15 protein-coding genes and 2 pseudogenes are annotated in these 16313 nt (G+C 39.9%); 5 read left to right on the plus strand and 12 right to left on the minus strand.

Annotated features, from left to right (window positions below):
- Positions 1–104 precede the first annotated feature (104 nt).
- Genes KQ486_RS00965 through KQ486_RS00980 form a run of 4 tightly spaced genes read left to right on the plus strand, consistent with a single transcriptional unit; the run spans position 105 to position 4242 of the window.
- Entirely contained in the window at positions 105–857 is a 753-nt protein-coding gene (locus tag KQ486_RS00965) for a glycerophosphodiester phosphodiesterase (protein WP_144158634.1), read from the plus strand.
- Positions 858–895: 38 nt separating this feature from the next.
- Positions 896–1921 (plus strand): NADPH dehydrogenase NamA, encoded by a 1026-nt coding sequence (gene namA, locus KQ486_RS00970; RefSeq protein ID WP_144160114.1) that lies wholly within the window; start codon positions 896–898, stop codon positions 1919–1921.
- A 15-nt stretch (positions 1922–1936) separates the two neighbouring features.
- Complete coding sequence (rnz, locus tag KQ486_RS00975; RefSeq protein ID WP_144158631.1) at positions 1937–2854, plus strand: ribonuclease Z; 918 nt, start codon at positions 1937–1939, stop codon at positions 2852–2854.
- Between the two features lie 17 nt (positions 2855–2871).
- Positions 2872–4242, plus strand: a complete 1371-nt coding sequence (locus KQ486_RS00980; RefSeq protein WP_144158628.1) for an aldehyde dehydrogenase — start codon at positions 2872–2874, stop codon at positions 4240–4242.
- 97 nt (positions 4243–4339) lie between these two features.
- On the opposite strand, the gene KQ486_RS00985 is transcribed toward KQ486_RS00980, so the two are convergent.
- From KQ486_RS00985 to KQ486_RS01010, 6 genes are all read right to left on the minus strand, one after another.
- The gene (locus KQ486_RS00985) at positions 4340–5584 is read right to left on the minus strand and encodes a DNA polymerase IV (RefSeq protein WP_216686529.1); all 1245 of its coding nucleotides are present in this window, start codon (positions 5582–5584) and stop codon (positions 4340–4342) included.
- 81 nt (positions 5585–5665) lie between these two features.
- Entirely contained in the window at positions 5666–6802 is a 1137-nt protein-coding gene (locus KQ486_RS00990; protein WP_144158622.1) for a M20/M25/M40 family metallo-hydrolase, read from the minus strand.
- 12 nt (positions 6803–6814) lie between these two features.
- Complete coding sequence (locus KQ486_RS00995) at positions 6815–8362, minus strand: acyl-CoA carboxylase subunit beta (protein WP_144158619.1); 1548 nt, start codon at positions 8360–8362, stop codon at positions 6815–6817.
- A gap of 2 nt (positions 8363–8364) precedes the next feature.
- A complete protein-coding gene (gene mce, locus KQ486_RS14580) occupies positions 8365–8772 on the minus strand; it encodes a methylmalonyl-CoA epimerase (RefSeq protein ID WP_144158616.1) in 408 nt (135 codons plus the stop codon).
- Entirely contained in the window at positions 8769–9173 is a 405-nt protein-coding gene (locus KQ486_RS14585; protein WP_144158613.1) for a cobalamin B12-binding domain-containing protein, read from the minus strand. Before KQ486_RS14585 ends, mce begins: the two co-directional genes overlap by 4 nt.
- Before the next feature lie 54 nt (positions 9174–9227).
- A complete protein-coding gene (locus tag KQ486_RS01010; RefSeq protein WP_216686530.1) occupies positions 9228–10886 on the minus strand; it encodes an acyl-CoA mutase large subunit family protein in 1659 nt (552 codons plus the stop codon).
- Positions 10887–11037: 151 nt separating this feature from the next.
- Between KQ486_RS01010 and prli42 the strand changes: the two genes are divergently transcribed.
- Complete coding sequence (prli42, locus tag KQ486_RS01015) at positions 11038–11181, plus strand: stressosome-associated protein Prli42 (RefSeq protein ID WP_246065292.1); 144 nt, start codon at positions 11038–11040, stop codon at positions 11179–11181.
- A gap of 108 nt (positions 11182–11289) precedes the next feature.
- Here the strand turns inward: prli42 and KQ486_RS01020 are convergent, their stop codons facing one another.
- From KQ486_RS01020 to KQ486_RS01040, 6 genes and pseudogenes are all read right to left on the minus strand, one after another.
- Entirely contained in the window at positions 11290–12240 is a 951-nt protein-coding gene (locus tag KQ486_RS01020; protein ID WP_216686531.1) for an aromatic acid exporter family protein, read from the minus strand.
- A 156-nt stretch (positions 12241–12396) separates the two neighbouring features.
- Positions 12397–12828, minus strand: coding sequence for a BrxA/BrxB family bacilliredoxin (locus KQ486_RS01025; protein WP_216686532.1), 432 nt, complete (start codon positions 12826–12828; stop codon positions 12397–12399).
- A gap of 182 nt (positions 12829–13010) precedes the next feature.
- Positions 13011–13955: pseudogene (locus KQ486_RS01030) on the minus strand (dihydrolipoamide acetyltransferase family protein); the annotation flags it as partial.
- A gap of 168 nt (positions 13956–14123) precedes the next feature.
- A pseudogene (locus tag KQ486_RS14685) lies at positions 14124–14291 on the minus strand (biotin/lipoyl-containing protein); the annotation flags it as partial.
- Positions 14292–14309: 18 nt separating this feature from the next.
- Entirely contained in the window at positions 14310–15293 is a 984-nt protein-coding gene (locus KQ486_RS01035) for an alpha-ketoacid dehydrogenase subunit beta (protein ID WP_216686534.1), read from the minus strand.
- Position 15294: 1 nt separating this feature from the next.
- The gene (locus tag KQ486_RS01040; protein WP_144158595.1) at positions 15295–16305 is read right to left on the minus strand and encodes a thiamine pyrophosphate-dependent dehydrogenase E1 component subunit alpha; all 1011 of its coding nucleotides are present in this window, start codon (positions 16303–16305) and stop codon (positions 15295–15297) included.
- Positions 16306–16313: the final 8 nt, after the last annotated feature.

Below are 16313 nucleotides of genomic sequence, written 5' to 3' on the forward strand. Positions count from 1 at the left end.
TTCGTGAAAAAAATGAAAATTGATATACAGCTAGCTTGATTATTGACTTTTTCCAACCGATACAAGACAATCAAAACAGATAACGATTCGAGGTGTTTTTAACTGTGACACAAATTATCGCTCACCGAGGCGCGAGTAAATTTGCTCCAGAAAACACCCTTGCTGCATTTAAATTGGCAGAAAAGATGGGTGCAGACGGTATAGAGTTAGATATCCATCTGACAAAAGATCAAATACCTGTCATCATCCATGACGAAGACATTAAGCGAACAACAAATGGGCGAGGGTTTGTTCAAAAATATACGTATAAAGAACTCCAACAATTTGATGCGGGTAGTTGGTTCAGTGAACGGTTTTCGGATGAACGAATCCTATCGCTTGAGGAGTTTTTTGCATGGATCTTACCAAAAGACTTGTTCGTTAATATTGAAATGAAAACAAAAGTCATTAAATACCCGAATATCGAAAAAATTGTGTTCCAATTAATCCGTGAATATGGCTTAGAAAATCGTGTGATCATTTCAAGCTTTAACCCACATACACTTTATCGGATGCGAGAGCTTCATCCAAACATTGAGCTAGCTCTTTTAAGCAAAATTGCCTTCCGAAATATTCAACAATACTTATCGGATACAGGCGCCAATGTGATGCACATAAAATCACGTCTTCTATCTTCAAGAATGGTTCAAGCGATGAATCAACATGATATTCCTTTTCGTGTTTATACCGTAAATAGAAGAAGTACTTTTAAACAATCTGTTGATAAAAACGCGTCAGGAATCATTACCGACCGACCCGACTTGTTCTCTATGAGCCTAACTGACCATCAAAAGGCAAAAAAATTGGATAAGTCATGAGTGAATGATCATTAACGAATGAATAAAGGATGAAAACAATAATGAATAAACTATTCTCTCCCTATACAATCAAGGGTATACAGTTAAAAAACCGCATTGTCATGTCGCCAATGTGTATGTATTCTAGTTTTAAAGAAGATGGCTTATTAACCCCTTTTCACTATACACATTATGAAAGTCGAGCAATTGGTCAAGCAGGTCTCATTATGGTTGAAGCAACTGCTGTCTTACCAGAAGGAAGAATTTCACAACAAGACTTAGGTATTTGGTCAGATGACCATGTCGCCGCCTATCAACAATTAAATGAACGTATTCATTCACATGGTGCCAAAAGTGCAATTCAATTAGCCCATGCTGGCCGGAAATCTAAAGTAAACGATGAAATATTCGCACCGAGTGCCATCCCTTTTGATGACCAATCACGAACACCGACTGAAATGACGATCAATGAGATTAATCAAACGATCCAAGCCTTTAAAGATGGTGCCCGTCGAGCATCTGACGCCGGCTTTGATGTTATTGAACTGCACGGAGCACATGGGTACTTAATCAATGAATTCCTCTCCCCTCTTGCCAATGTTCGAAAAGATGCATACGGAGGTACAAAAGAAAACAGATACCGATTTTTGAAACAAATTATTCAAGCTGTTCGAGACATTTGGGATGGACCTCTATTTGTTCGAATCTCAGCAAATGAATATCACGAGAAGGGTTATGATGTTGATGACTATATTGATCTTGTGAAAGAGATGAAGTCAGATGGAGTTGACCTCATTGACTGTAGTTCAGGTGGAGTCGTACATGCACAAACACCAATCGAAGTCTATCCTAGCTATCAAGTTCGTTATTCAGAAACAATCAGACTTGAAGCGGATATTCCAACAGGAGCGGTCGGTTGGATACGGGACGGCAATCAAGCCGAAGAAATCTTAAGAAATGACCGTGCAGACCTTGTATTCATTGGCAGAGCCATGTTAAACAACCCTTACTGGCCTAAACAAGCGGCGGATGATTTACAAGTGGAAATCGAAGCACCTAAACAATACAAGCGTGGATGGATTTAGTGGGAGGATATCTTTGTGGAAATCACTTTTTTAGGTACAGGTTCCGGCATGCCCTCTAAAAATCGAAACGTTTCTTCTTTAGCTCTAAAAATGTTGCAAGAGCGTGATGAAGTTTGGTTATTCGATTGCGGGGAAGCTACTCAACATCAAATTATGAAAACGACAATCAAACCACGGAAAATAGCTAAAATTTTTATTACACATATGCATGGGGATCATGTGTTAGGTCTTCCAGGCTTACTCAGCAGTAGATCTTTTCAAGACGGTGAATCAGCGGTCGAACTGTATGGTCCGCCAAGTCTAAAAGAGTTTGTAGAAACGTCTTTGAAAACAACAGGAACACACTTGAATTATCCATTGATTTTTAAACCTATTGCAGAAGGAATCATTTATCAAGATCAAGATATTAAAGTTTCTGCAAAAAAATTACAACACGGAATGCCTTCTTATGCATACAAAATTGAGGAAGCGGATAAAATCGGTCCATTGCTTCCCGAACGATTGAAAAAACTCGGCGTCTCCCCTGGTCCTATTTATGAAACGATTAAAAATCAACCAACTACAGTACTTCCAAATGGTACGGAGGTTCACCGAAACGATGTGACAGGTCCGGATATTCCCGGTAGACGCATTGCCATCTGTGGTGATACAAAACCAGTAGAATCGCTCGCACAATGGGTCCAAGGTGTCGATGTTTTGATCCATGAAGCGACATTTATGGAAGCGGATGAACAATTGGCAAATGATTATTCTCATTCAACAGCAGCCGATGCAACTCGGCTAGCTAAGAAAGCACAAGTGAATTATTTACTCATGAACCATATATCTTCTCGCTATCAACAAGATCTACTTGAAGATGAACAGACTCGGTTAAAGGATATATTCTCACCTTTACAATTTGTCGAAGATTTTATGGAATTTACTGTAAAGTAAGGAAGGAGTGTGAAACCATGCATTTATCAACAATCTTGTCCGATCACAAAACAATGTATAGAGCTGGAAAGACCATGACACACACATATCGCATTCATCAACTACAGAAACTAAAAGACATGTTGAATCGGAATGAAAAACGAATCTATCAAGCAATCAAAAAAGATTTAGGAAAATCGGATTACGAGATTTTAATGACCGAATTAGGAGTGCTTTATAGTGAACTTGATCATGTCATTCGAAATTTAAAAGAATGGATGCGTACAGAGAGAGTGAAAACGCCCACCACCCATAAGGGAGCCAAAAGCTATATTTACAAACAACCCTATGGAACGGTTTTGATTATTAGCCCTTGGAACTATCCATTGAACTTAAGTATTACACCATTGATTGGCGCCATTGCCGGTGGGAACACAGCCTTTTTAAAACCATCAGAGTTTACGCCAAATACAAGTGAGCTACTAGCTGAAATGATTGCTGATAATTTTGAGGAAAAATACATTACAGTCATTCAAGGCGGTAAAGAAATATCACAAGAACTACTTGAGTTGGAATTCGACTATATCTTTTTTACGGGTAGCCAGAAGGTTGGTCAAATCGTCATGGAGAAAGCAAGTAAACATCTAATTCCTGTGACGCTTGAACTTGGTGGTAAGAGTCCGGTCATTATTGATGAAGACGCCAAGATTCCATTAGCCGCAAAACGGATTGCTTGGGGCAAGTTATTAAACGCTGGCCAGACGTGTATAGCTCCCGACTATGCGCTCGTCCATGAATCCGTAAAAGATGAATTTATTAAAGCGTTAAAAAATGAATTATCGTCATTCTATGGAGAGCAACCAATGGAACATCCAGATTACACTCAACTCATTCATGATAATCATCTAGATCGCTTGGCAAAGCTACTTGAAGGTGAAAATGTCATTTTTGGTGGTGAAGTTAATCGAGATAACCGCAAAATGAATCCTACATTGATCGATGAACCATCATGGGAACGACCGATCATGCAAGAAGAAATCTTTGGTCCGATTTTACCCATCCGATCGTTTAGTCATTTAGAGAAAGTTGTTGATGAGATTGAACATTCCAGAAATCCTCTAGCGCTGTATTATTTTTCTGAGAATGAACAGAAACAACAATGGGTTGTAAATAATGTCTCGTTCGGTGGCGGGTCAATCAATGATACGATTATGCATATCGGGACATCTCACCTGCCCTTCGGTGGAATTGGCGCGAGTGGAATAGGGGCTTATCACGGTTATGAAAGTTTCCGTACGTTCACACACCGCAAAAGTGTCCTGAAACAAACAACGGCATTCGACTTATCTTTCCGCTATCCAAATTCGAAATTCGGAGAGCAAATCATGAAAAAATTATTTAAAAAATAGCAGGTCACATTAAAAAGAATCCTGCTATACGAAATACCCTGAGTCAAAGGATTTATTGTCCTTGCTCAGGGTTTTCTTTATAAAAGTACAGACTTTTTTAGTCCTCTCTTTTATCCTTTTTAAAATCATTTAAAAAATCTTTCTGAAAACTCGTTGATAAATTTGGTCGAGTTTTTTCTTTTGGTTGAATGAAAACATCATTTCCGTACTTTTCTTTCATATCCTCTACGGTTTGATAAAGTTTTTCTTTTTCCGCTTCTTCTTGATATGTAAATAAATCCAATTGCTTGGAAAGTTCGTGCTTTGGTACGAGATCTTGTGCAGTAATCCCCAATAGTCTGATCGGTTCCCCGTTCCAATGTTCATCGAATAACATTTTCGCAATCATGAAAACTTCATCTTTTTTTTCAACGAAATCACGTAATTGCCTACTCCGAGTAACCGTCTTCCGGTCGTGATAACGGATCATAATTTGAATGTTTTCTGAAACTACATCTTTATAGCGCAATCTCGCAGATACTTTTTCGGCCAATTGATCCAATAACGAATCAATTTCTAGTTGGTCTGTTGTGTCGTGTGGTAACGTTCTTGAATTTCCGATACTTTTAAATTCGTAGATTGCATCTGGGTCGACCGGACGATTATCATGCCCATTTGCACGAGTATGGAGACGCTCACCATTGATCCCTAAAAGCTGCTTCAATGCCACGACATCATGATTTGCTAAATCTCCAATCGTTTGAATGCCAAGCTTTTGTAACTTTTCCTCTGTCCGGTCACCAACACCATACATCTCGCCAATTGGAAGCACCCATAATTTTTGCTGGATCTCCCGCTTTCGAAGAACAGTAATTCCCATCGGCTTTTTCATATCAGATGCCATCTTGGCCAGAAATTTATTCGGTGCAATACCAATGCTACAAGGCAAATTCAACTCTTGGTATATCTTATCTTGAAGCCACTCAGCAAGCTTGATTCCGTTCATTCCGAAGTTATGGTCCGTTACATCGAGATACCCTTCATCAATCGACACTGGCTGGACGATTGGTGAAACTTCATAAAGAATTGAAAACATCTTACTTGAAGCTTCTCGATATTTCTCAAAATTGGGTTGCAATGCGATTAGATTTGGACATAATTCATAAGCCTTCCATAATGGCATTGTCGTTTTGACACCTTTCGCTCTTGCTTCATAGCTACTTGTGACAATAATCCCTTTTCGTTTTTCAGGAGCCCCAGCAATAGCAACAGGTTTCCCTTTTAGCTCCGGGCGTTCTGCGATTTCAACCGAAGCATAAAAACTGTTCATATCGACATGGAAAATTACTCGACCTTTGCTCATTTTTCTCACCTACACAATGGAAGCCCCATTCAATTATTGAATGAGGCTAGTTTACAACGGAAGTAAGAATTGTTCAATCGATTAAGCCGTTCCTTCTTCAGCAGCTTCGATTACAATCCCTGTAAGCAAAGCAGAAATATTCATCATCTCATTGATTGAAATTTCTTCTTCTGGTGTATGAATGTTTTGATAACCGACACATAGGTTAACCATTGGAAAACCATAGCTACTGATCACGTTGGCGTCACTTCCGCCGCCAGTCGCTTTGAGTTGTGGTTCTAATCCAATGCGCTTAGCTGCTTGACTCGCTACTTTTACAACTTGTGCATTTTCATCATGCTTATAACCTTTATACATAATTTTAACATCAACATCAATTGAGCCACCGACTTCTTCCTCTGCTTGTCGGCAAGCTTCTTTTATTTGCTCGATTTGACGATCTAATTTTTCACGGACAAGCGAACGTGCCTCAGCAATAACAACCGCTTCATCACTAACGATATTCGTTGCTTTTCCGCCTTCAAATCGACCGATATTTGCAGTGGTGTCTTCATCAATTCGACCTAATTTCATTTTTGAAATGGCCTTTGAAGCTAACGTAATCGCAGAAATACCTTCTTCAGGTGCCACACCTGCATGAGCTGTTTTTCCATGGCAAGTTATTTCAAATTTCGCCTGCGTAGGAGAAGCGACGATTAAGCCGCCCACATCTCCGTGACTATCCACTGCATATCCATATTTTGCATCGATCAGGCTCGCATCCAATGCTTTTGCACCAATCAAACCTGATTCTTCGCCAATCGTAAGGACAACTTGAATCTGGCCGTGTTCAATATCATAATCCTTCAGAAGACGGACCATCTCAATAATCGCAGCAATTCCTGCTTTATCATCTGCACCTAAAATTGTCGTGCCATCAGACCGAATGGTATCACCTTCGATTTGTGGTTGAATATCTTTACCAGGGACGACTGTGTCCATATGTGAGTTGAAGAAGATCGGCTCGACACCTTCTTTTGTACCTTCCAATGTACAAATCAAGTTGTTGGATTCATGACCGGTTTTTTCTTTGGCGTCATCCTCTTCAACTTTAAAACCTAAAGCTTCAAATTTTGCTTTAAGAACAACCGATATCTTTTCTTCGTAACCTGTCTCTGAATCAATTTTGACCAGCTCAATAAATTCACTGACCAATCGTTCTCGATCTGCTTGAATCAAAAGAAAACCTCCTTATAATGGAATATTTCCGTGTTTCTTCTTCGGTCGTTCTTCCTGTTTATTTTGTAAAATGTCTAATGCTTGGACCAGTTTTTCTCTTGTCTCACGTGGATCGATAACATCATCGACCATACCTAGACCTGCGGCAACATATGGGTTTGCGAATTTCTCCCTGTACTCGTCAATCTTTTCTTTACGAGTCGCTTCAGGATTGTCGCTCTCGTTAATCTCACGAGCGAAGATAATATTCGCGGCTCCCTCTGGTCCCATTACTGCAATTTCCGCATTTGGCCATGCATAAACCAAATCGGCTCCAATTGATTTACTGTTTAATGCAACATATGCACCGCCATAGGCCTTACGCGTTATGACTGTAATTTTTGGCACAGTCGCTTCCGAATAGGCATATAAAATCTTAGCTCCATGACGAATGATGCCACCATGCTCTTGCTTAACGCCAGGGAAAAATCCAGTAACATCTTCAAATGTAATCAATGGAATATTAAAGGAGTCGCAAAAACGAATGAATCGAGAAGCTTTGTCACTTGAGTCAATATCCAATCCACCCGCCATGAATTTCGGTTGATTACAAATCAATCCGACGGTCTTACCTTTTACTTTTGCAAAGCCGACAACAATATTTTTCGCAAATTGTTTATGAATTTCAAAGAAAGAATTTTCATCAACGACTTCTTCGATAATGACACGTACATCATAAGGTCGGATGGAATCAAAAGGAATAATATCCGTCATATTTGGACGGTAATCATCCACTTCCTCCACTTCGACCTCAGGAGGCTTTTCGTTATTGTTTTGCGGTAAATAACGTACCAACTCTTTCACTTGGTCTAATGCTTCTTCCTCGGTAGCCGCTTTCAGATGTGCATTTCCACTGGTTGCATTATGTACATCTGCTCCACCTAAATCTTCAGCAGAGATTTTTTCTCCTGTTACCGTTTCAATGACTTTTGGGCCTGTAATAAACATTTGCGATGTTTTTTCAACCATGATAACAAAATCGGTAATCGCTGGTGAATAGACAGCTCCACCTGCACTTGGACCCATAATAACCGAAATTTGCGGAATCACTCCGGAATAAATAGAATTCCGGTAAAACACATGACCATACCCATCAAGCGAAGCCACTCCCTCTTGAATCCGGGCTCCACCTGAGTCATTCAGTCCTATGAAAGGTGTTCCGTTTTTGGCTGCTAAGTCCATGACTGCGGCGATCTTTTTACCGTGCATTTCACCAAGAGCTCCACCATAAACCGTGAAATCTTGAGCGAATAAGTATACGGGTCTTCCATCGATTTTACCAAAACCGGTGACAACACCTTCTCCCGGAGCTTTTTTTCCTGCCATACCAAAATCGGTGACTCGATGTTCCATGAATGCGTTCAGTTCCACAAATGACCCATCATCTAACAAATAATCGATTCGTTCTCTCGCTGTCATCTTCCCTTTATCTTTTTGTTTTTCAATTTTGTCATCTCCACCGCCCAACTCAATTTCGCGGCGTTTGTCATAGAGTTCATTAATTTTATCGTAAATATCCATTACTAATCCTCCTGTTTTGGCTGACAAAGTTCTAATAGGACGCCGTTCGCTGCTTTTGGATGTAAGAAGGCTACTTGCGTATCATGAGCTCCTTGCTTCGGCTGGTCATTGATCATACGAATTCCTTCAGTTTTGAATTGTTCCAACCTCGCCTGAATATCATCTACTTCTAAAGCGATGTGATGAATACCTTCTCCTCGTTTCTCGATAAATTTAGCAATTGGTGATTCCTCATGAAGTGGCTCCAATAACTCAAAATTACTTTCACCAATGGACAAAAAAGCTACTTTCACCCCTTCACTCTCGACTTTATCCACACCTTTGAACGTTAAACCAAGTGTTTCCGTATAGAATGGTAACGTTTCATCCAAGTTTCTTACAGCGATTCCGATGTGATTGATTTTCTTCATACAGAATCACCCTGAACTCGTTCCTCAATGAAGTCAGCAACAGCAGTCATTGGGGTTCCCGGCGTGAAAATTTTCTGTATTCCATGGTCTAATAAAAATTGGATGTCCTCTTCTGGAATAACGCCGCCACCAATAACAGGAATGTCTTCTGCCTCTCTCTTCTTTAATTCCTCCATTACTTTCGGAAATAATGATTTATGCGCACCGGATAAAGAGGAAAGACCAATTACATCCACATCTTCCTGAATGGCCGTCTGGGCAATTTGTGCGGCCGATTGTCTTAACCCCGTATAGATGACTTCCATTCCACGATCTCTCAATGTCTGTGCAATGACTAGAGCACCACGGTCATGTCCGTCAAGACCAGGTTTAGCGACTAGTACACGTATTTTTCTATTCATTTCTTCTTCACCTCTCTTAAAAACTACAAACCTTTCTTACACGATCGCTGACCATTAAGCACCTGTATATTCGCCGAACACGTCTCGCATTGTATGACAAATCTCTCCGACTGTTGCATAAGCTTTCACACTCGCTAAAATATGAGGCATCAAGTTTTCATCAGGATTCTTTGCTGTTTCTTTCAAATCTTGTAACCTTTTATCAACAAGCTGTTGATCACGATTGGCGCGAATCTCTCCCAGTCGCTCAATCTGTTCTTGCTCTAACTTTTCATCCACTTTCAATAAATCTGCGTGGGTTTCTTCATCGGTTGTAAATTCGTTCATACCCACAATAATATCTTCTTTCGATTCAATACGTTTTTGCGCTTCATAAGCTGCCTGGTGTATTTCACGTTGCATATACCCTTCTTCAACAGCTTGTACAGCTCCACCCATATCTTCAATTTTATCTAAATACTCACGAATCTGTTTTTCGATTTCGTCAGTCATCTGCTCAACATAATAAGAACCGGCTAATGGATCTACCGTATCCGCCACGCCACTCTCATGAGCAATAATTTGTTGCGTACGGAGCGCAATCCTTGCAGACTCTTCTGTAGGTAGTGCCAATGCTTCATCACGAGAGTTTGTATGCAAGCTTTGTGTGCCTCCCATAACAGCCGATAAGGCTTGTAGTGCTACACGTACGATATTGTTATCCGGTTGCTGAGCAGTAAGTGTAGAACCTCCTGTTTGCGTATGAAAACGTAAGCGCCAGCTTTTTTCATTTTGCGCTTTATATTTGTTTTTCATCAAGTCTGCCCATACTCTTCTCGCAGCCCTGAATTTTGCCACTTCTTCAAAAAAGTTATTATGCGCATTGAAGAAAAAGGCTAAACGTGGAGCAAATTCATCAATTTCTAAACCGCTTTCAAGTGCTGCATCAACATATGCAAGACCATCAGCAATCGTGAAGGCTGCTTCTTGTACAGCTGTAGAGCCAGCTTCTCTGATGTGATATCCCGATATACTGATTGTATTAAATTTCGGTACGTTGTCACGACAATATTCAAAGATATTCGTGATCAATCGCATAGACGGTTTAGGCGGATAAATATATGTTCCTCTTGCAATATATTCTTTTAAAATATCATTTTGAATGGTTCCAGTAATCTTTTCTTTTGGAACACCTTGCTTTTCAGCAACAGCTATATACATACATAGCAAAACAGACGCTGGTGCATTAATCGTCATGGACGTACTTACTTTGTCAAGCGGGATTTGATCCAATAAGATCTCCATATCTTCTAATGAGTCGATTGCTACACCAACTTTTCCGACTTCACCTTCTGCCATATGATCATCTGAGTCATAACCGATTTGAGTCGGCAGGTCGAATGCGACGGATAAACCCGTTTGTCCTTGATCTAATAAGTAACGGAAACGTTCATTTGTTTCTTTTGCGGATCCGAAACCAGCATATTGGCGCATTGTCCAAAATCGATTACGGTACATTGTCGGCTGGATTCCTCGAGTAAATGGGTATTGTCCAGGAAACCCTAACTTTTCTGCATAGTCATCAAAATTCGATTCGTTTTCAGGTACATATAAAGGTTCAATAGGAATTCCGGATAGATTTGTAAATGGATCTTTTCTTTCCGGAAAGCGTTCTTTTACTTTTTCACTTTGTTGTTCCCATATCTTTTTTTGTTCTGAAAAATGTTCACTCATTGATAAAACTCTCCCTTCTAGTAACCATTCTACTATAAATATAAGGAATTTTTAATCTTCTTCATAGTTTAATAGAAAAAAGACACTTGTCCAACCGTAAGTTTTTATATAAAATAAGAGGTAATGGATAAGAATGCAGGGAGGAATACACTTGGCTAATCAAAAAAAGAAAACGAGAGCACCGTTTTCGTCAAATAGAAGAAAAAAAGCTAAATGGACGACAATTGTCATTTATGCAATGATTATCGCAATGCTTTTAAGCTCATTGCTTGCGGGAGCAGCTATGTTTGTATAAAAAAGAAAGCAACCACCAAGTTCATTAAATGTTCTGGTGGTTGCTTTTTATTTTTGTATTTTTCACAACTGTATGCTTTGAAGTCTGATTTCTCATCATTATACGCCGTTATTTAAAACTCTTGATCGAACGTTTCAACGTTAAATATTGTTCGATTTCATTTAAAAGAATATATAAATTAGCTTGTCTTTCAAACTCTTCTCGGCTGACAGGCAATTCCTCTTTGTTAAATCGCTGTCGAATATTACGTAATCGCTCCAAATATTGAATGGATGTATCCCCTGGATGTACATTTTTTGATAAATCTTTAAACAACTTAGCAATATATTTATATTGGTTGTCCGTTGCATTCAGATGAGTTATGAACGGGAGCATCCGTTCTAAAATCTCAAATTGCTTTTCTCGCATATGAAAATAGTCAATGTATGGATGCCGGGTGCGCAGAAGGTGATTCTCTACATCTTTATTTGCTAAGTCCTGCGCTTTCTCAAGTAACTGAGCTGTTTCAGCCAGTTCTTCACCGGACCATGAATGATCTCCCGTTTCAATGAACCGTGCAACCTCATGTAATATACGTGAAAAGTTTTTTTCGATTTCCTTTCGAATCGCGACGATATCATCCGTTAAGCTAGGCATATATAAATTGAGTACAATTCCAATGGTAATTCCAATGGAAAGCAAAATCACTTCATTAATGACTAAACCTACCGTTAACGCACCCGCATTATAAATATGAAGAATAATAACCGTGCTTGTTATGATTCCTTCCGTCGCTTTTACTTTCACTGCAATCGGGATAAACAGCAATAGCGTCAAACTAAAGGTGAGCGGTGAATAGCCGATGAATTCAAATACCAACCCACCTATTGTCACACCGATCATGAATGAATAAAACCTTGACCAAGCTTTTAAATAAGAAGCTCTACGTGTTGTTTGGATACATAACATCGTTATGACTGCAGCTGAAATAGCATAATCCAATTGAAGTAACTGAGCGATAAATATGGCAACGGGTGCGCCGATGGCTGTTTTGATCGTTCGGTAGCCGATTTTAAACATGATTTCCCTCTCTTACTGAATTTAATCTTAAATGAATACTTCATAGAAAATTACGTTAAAAAGGAATAACTATATACGTTACATGTTTACAGAAAAAACTGACGGGATAGAATGTCGCCGTCAGTAATCATATCCCTTTCTTTTAAAAAGAAAGATTTAATATTCTTCACAGTGTTCATCAAATAGAGATTGTAGCTTCTGAACGACCTCCATCGGCATGGAGCTTTCAATTTCTTCACGTGGAACCATCTCAAGAATTTTCCCATCCTTCAATAGTGCAAACGATGGTGAAGATGGTGGAAAACCTTCAAAATAATCTCTTGCTCGGTCTGTTGCTTCACGATCTTGACCTGCAAAAACTGTCACTAAATGATCTGGTCTTTTATCAAAATGAATTGAATTGGCAGCAGCTGGACGTGCAACTCCGCCAGCACAGCCGCACATTGAGTTAATAGCGACAAGTGTAGTTCCTTCTCTCGTTAGTGCCTGATCGACTTCTTTAGGTGTTGTTAATTCTTCATAGCCAGCATTCGTAAGCTCTGCACGTGCTTCTTTAGACATATCTTCCATATATAGGCTAAAATCCATTTATGTGTACCCCCTAATTTTCTAAGTGTCAATTTCATCCTATCAGCTTCGAACAAGCTTTTCAATTTATTTGCAATCGGAAAAATTACCATTTGACGGTAATAAAAAAGATTATATAGCTTATTTCATAAAAGAACCAGCAAAAGGGTGAAAGCATTGCTGGTTCTTTTTCTCCGTTATAATTAATAAACAGATGTATTTTTCTCAGACATATTTTCTAAAATTTCTTTCACACGAGCTAAGAACTGGCCACATATTAAGCCATCCAGTACTCGGTGATCTAACGATAAGCATAGATTTACCATATCTCGTGCTCCAAACATTCCATTTTCCATGAAGACAGGTTTCTTCACGATGGATTCGACTTGGAGGATCGCTGCTTGTGGATGATTAATGATACCCATCGATTGTACAGATCCGAAAGAACCTGTGTTATTGACGGTGAATGTACCACCAGACATATCATCATTCGTTAACTTGCCTGATTTAGCTTTATTCGCAAGCTCAACGATTTCTTTAGCAATCCCTTTGATACTTTTATCATCAGCATTCTTGATCACTGGCACAAATAAACGGTCTTCATGTGCAACAGCAATAGATAAATTGATGTCTTTTTTCTGGATAATCTTATCTCCTGCCCAAGAACTGTTCAATTGTGGAAATTCTTTTAACGCTTGAGCGACTGCTTTCACAAAGAAAGCGAAATACGTTAATGAGAATCCTTCATTTTGCTTGAATTCCACTTTTTTCGCATCTCTGAATGCAACAAGATCTGTTACATCAACTTCGACCGTCATCCAAGCATGTGGAATTTCTGTTGTGGATGTAACCATATTTTGTGCAATTGCTTTTCTGACACCTGTGACAGGAATCTCAATATCTCCATCTTGCGTTGGCACAGAAGGGGATTGAGATTGCTTTTTAGCAGACTTCGTTTTCGTTTCATCCGCTACTTGTTGAGCAGGTGTTTCTTCTTGTGCAGACGGTTTTGGAATGTCACCGGAAGCGATGATTTTCTCAATATCCTTCCGTGTAATTCGTCCACCTTTTCCTGACCCGTCTACTAGATTTAAGTCAATATCATTTTCTTGAGCCATACGCATCACTGCTGGCGAATAACGTTTTTTCATTGATTGATCTTTGTTTTCTTCAACTGCGTTAGATTCATTGTTTTCTTCTGTTTTTTCATTTTTTTCCTCTGTGGCTGAATCCTCACCAGCTGATTCAATTTCCATATAACAAATAAGCTCGCCAACTTCGATCGTTTCTCCTTCTTTAGCCACAATCTCTTTGATTGTACCCGTAAAAGAAGAAGGGACTTCCGCATTCACTTTATCTGTTTCTACTTCTGCAATTGGATCATATTTATTCACCTGATCGCCAGCTTTAACAAGCCAGGAACTGATCGTACCTTCCGTTACACTCTCCCCAAGCTGGGGCATAGTAACTTTTTCTACCGCCATGGTCTGTACCTCCTCCGATTAAAATTCAGCTAATTCACGCATTGCTTTTTCGACTTTATCTGGATTGATCATAAAATATTTTTCCATCGTTGGTGCATAAGGCATGGATGGTACATCTGGTCCCGCCAATCGTTGTACGGGTGCATCTAAATCAAATAGACAGTTTTCTGCGATAATCGCAGCAACTTCACCGATGATGCTTCCTTCTTTGTTATCTTCTGTAACTAATAGAACTTTTCCAGTCTTCTTTGCTGCTTCAATAATGGCTTCTTGGTCGAGTGGATATACAGTTCGAAGATCTAGAATATGTGCTGATATACCTTCTTCTGCCAACTTTTCAGCTGCTTGTAAAGCAAAGTGAACACTTAAACCATAAGTGATAACGGTAATATCTTCCCCTTCACGTTTTACATCAGCCTTCCCAATTGGCAATGTATAATCATCTTCAGGTACTTCACCTTTAATTAGTCGATAAGCACGCTTATGTTCAAAGAAAAGAACAGGATCCTCATCACGAATTGCTGCCTTTAACAACCCTTTGACATCATATGGAGTCGACGGCATGACAATTTTCAAACCTGGTTGATTGGCAAAAACGGCTTCAACGGATTGAGAATGGTATAAAGCCCCATGGACACCACCACCATACGGAGCTCGGATTGTGATGGGTGCATTCCAATCATTGTTTGAACGATAACGAATACGAGAAGCTTCTGAAATAATTTGGTTGACAGCCGGCATAATGAAGTCAGCGAACTGCATTTCAGCTACTGGGCGCATGCCATACATGGCTGCACCGATCCCTACACCAGCAATTGCCGATTCAGCCAGTGGTGTGTCAATAACACGGGATTCCCCAAATTGATCGTATAGACCTTCAGTCGCCTTAAAGACACCGCCCTTCTTTCCAACGTCTTCTCCTAAGACAAATACTTTCTCATCGCGTTCCATCTCTTCTTTCATTGCGAGAGTAACTGCTTGAATATAAGACATTACGGCCATCTTATTCCCCTCCTTCTTCAGCATATACAAATTTCAATGCGTGCTCAGGCTCTGCATATGGCGCATTTTCAGCTTCATCTGTTGCTTTGTTTACTTCATCGTCAATTTCTTTCATTAATTTTTCTTCTTCTTCCTCTGAGAGGACGCCTACTTCTTTTAAATATTTTCCAAACGCCAGCACATTATCATTCTTCTTCATTTCTTCAATTTCTTCTGCATTACGGTAAGCTTTGTCGTTATCATCGCTTGAATGAGCGGTCATCCGGTCGGTCATCGCTTCAATCAATGTTGGACCTTCTCCGTTGGTTGCACGCTCATGCGCTTCTTTCACAACTTTATATACTTCTAAAGGATCATTGCCGTTCACCTGGTGCCCCGGCATTCCGTAAGAGCTTCCTCGAACGGCAACAGACTCACTGGCAACTTGCTTCTCCAACGGTACGGAAATGGCATATTTATTGTTCTCGACCATCGTAATCACTGGGAGTTTATGCACACCTGCAAAGTTCAAACCTTCATGAAAATCACCTTGGTTGGAAGAACCCTCGCCTAATGTAGCAAAGGATACTGCTGGGTTCTTATCCATTCGCGCGGCAAGTGCAACACCAACAGCATGTGGTAACTGCGTTGTAACAGGTGAAGATCCTGTTAATATACGGTTCTTTTTCTGACCAAAATGTCCTGGCATTTGACGTCCACCAGAGTTCGGATCATCCGCTTTGGCAAATGCGTGTAAAAACAATTCTTTCGTCGTCATGCCAAACGCTAATACGACGCCTACATCGCGGTAATATGGCGCTACATAATCTTCATCTCTGTTGAGAGCGAATGAAGCCCCGACTTGTGCCGCTTCCTGCCCTTGACAAGAAATAACAAAAGGAATTTTCCCAGCACGGTTGAGTAACCACATTCTTTCGTCAACTTTCCTCGCAAGCAACATGGTCCGATACATTTCAATGACTTGTTCGTCACTCAACCCTAACTCTTTATGTCGATTCTTTTTTTGAGCCATACGATTTT

This window comes from Allobacillus halotolerans (genome assembly GCF_018967645.1).
Classification (GTDB): Bacteria; Bacillota; Bacilli; order Bacillales; family Alkalibacillaceae; genus Allobacillus; species Allobacillus halotolerans.

Coding starts and splice junctions, on each gene's coding strand:
- KQ486_RS00980 (WP_144158628.1), top strand. CDS start 2,872: ATGCATTTATCAACAATCTTGTCCGATCACAAAACAATGTATAGAGCT.
- KQ486_RS00985 (WP_216686529.1), bottom strand. CDS start 5,584: ATGAGCAAAGGTCGAGTAATTTTCCATGTCGATATGAACAGTTTTTAT.
- KQ486_RS00995 (WP_144158619.1), bottom strand. CDS start 8,362: ATGGATATTTACGATAAAATTAATGAACTCTATGACAAACGCCGCGAA.
- mce (WP_144158616.1), bottom strand. CDS start 8,772: ATGAAGAAAATCAATCACATCGGAATCGCTGTAAGAAACTTGGATGAA.
- KQ486_RS14585 (WP_144158613.1), bottom strand. CDS start 9,173: ATGAATAGAAAAATACGTGTACTAGTCGCTAAACCTGGTCTTGACGGA.
- KQ486_RS01010 (WP_216686530.1), bottom strand. CDS start 10,886: ATGAGTGAACATTTTTCAGAACAAAAAAAGATATGGGAACAACAAAGT.
- KQ486_RS01020 (WP_216686531.1), bottom strand. CDS start 12,240: ATGTTTAAAATCGGCTACCGAACGATCAAAACAGCCATCGGCGCACCC.
- KQ486_RS01025 (WP_216686532.1), bottom strand. CDS start 12,828: ATGGATTTTAGCCTATATATGGAAGATATGTCTAAAGAAGCACGTGCA.
- KQ486_RS01035 (WP_216686534.1), bottom strand. CDS start 15,293: ATGGCCGTAATGTCTTATATTCAAGCAGTTACTCTCGCAATGAAAGAA.
- KQ486_RS01040 (WP_144158595.1), bottom strand. CDS start 16,305: ATGGCTCAAAAAAAGAATCGACATAAAGAGTTAGGGTTGAGTGACGAA.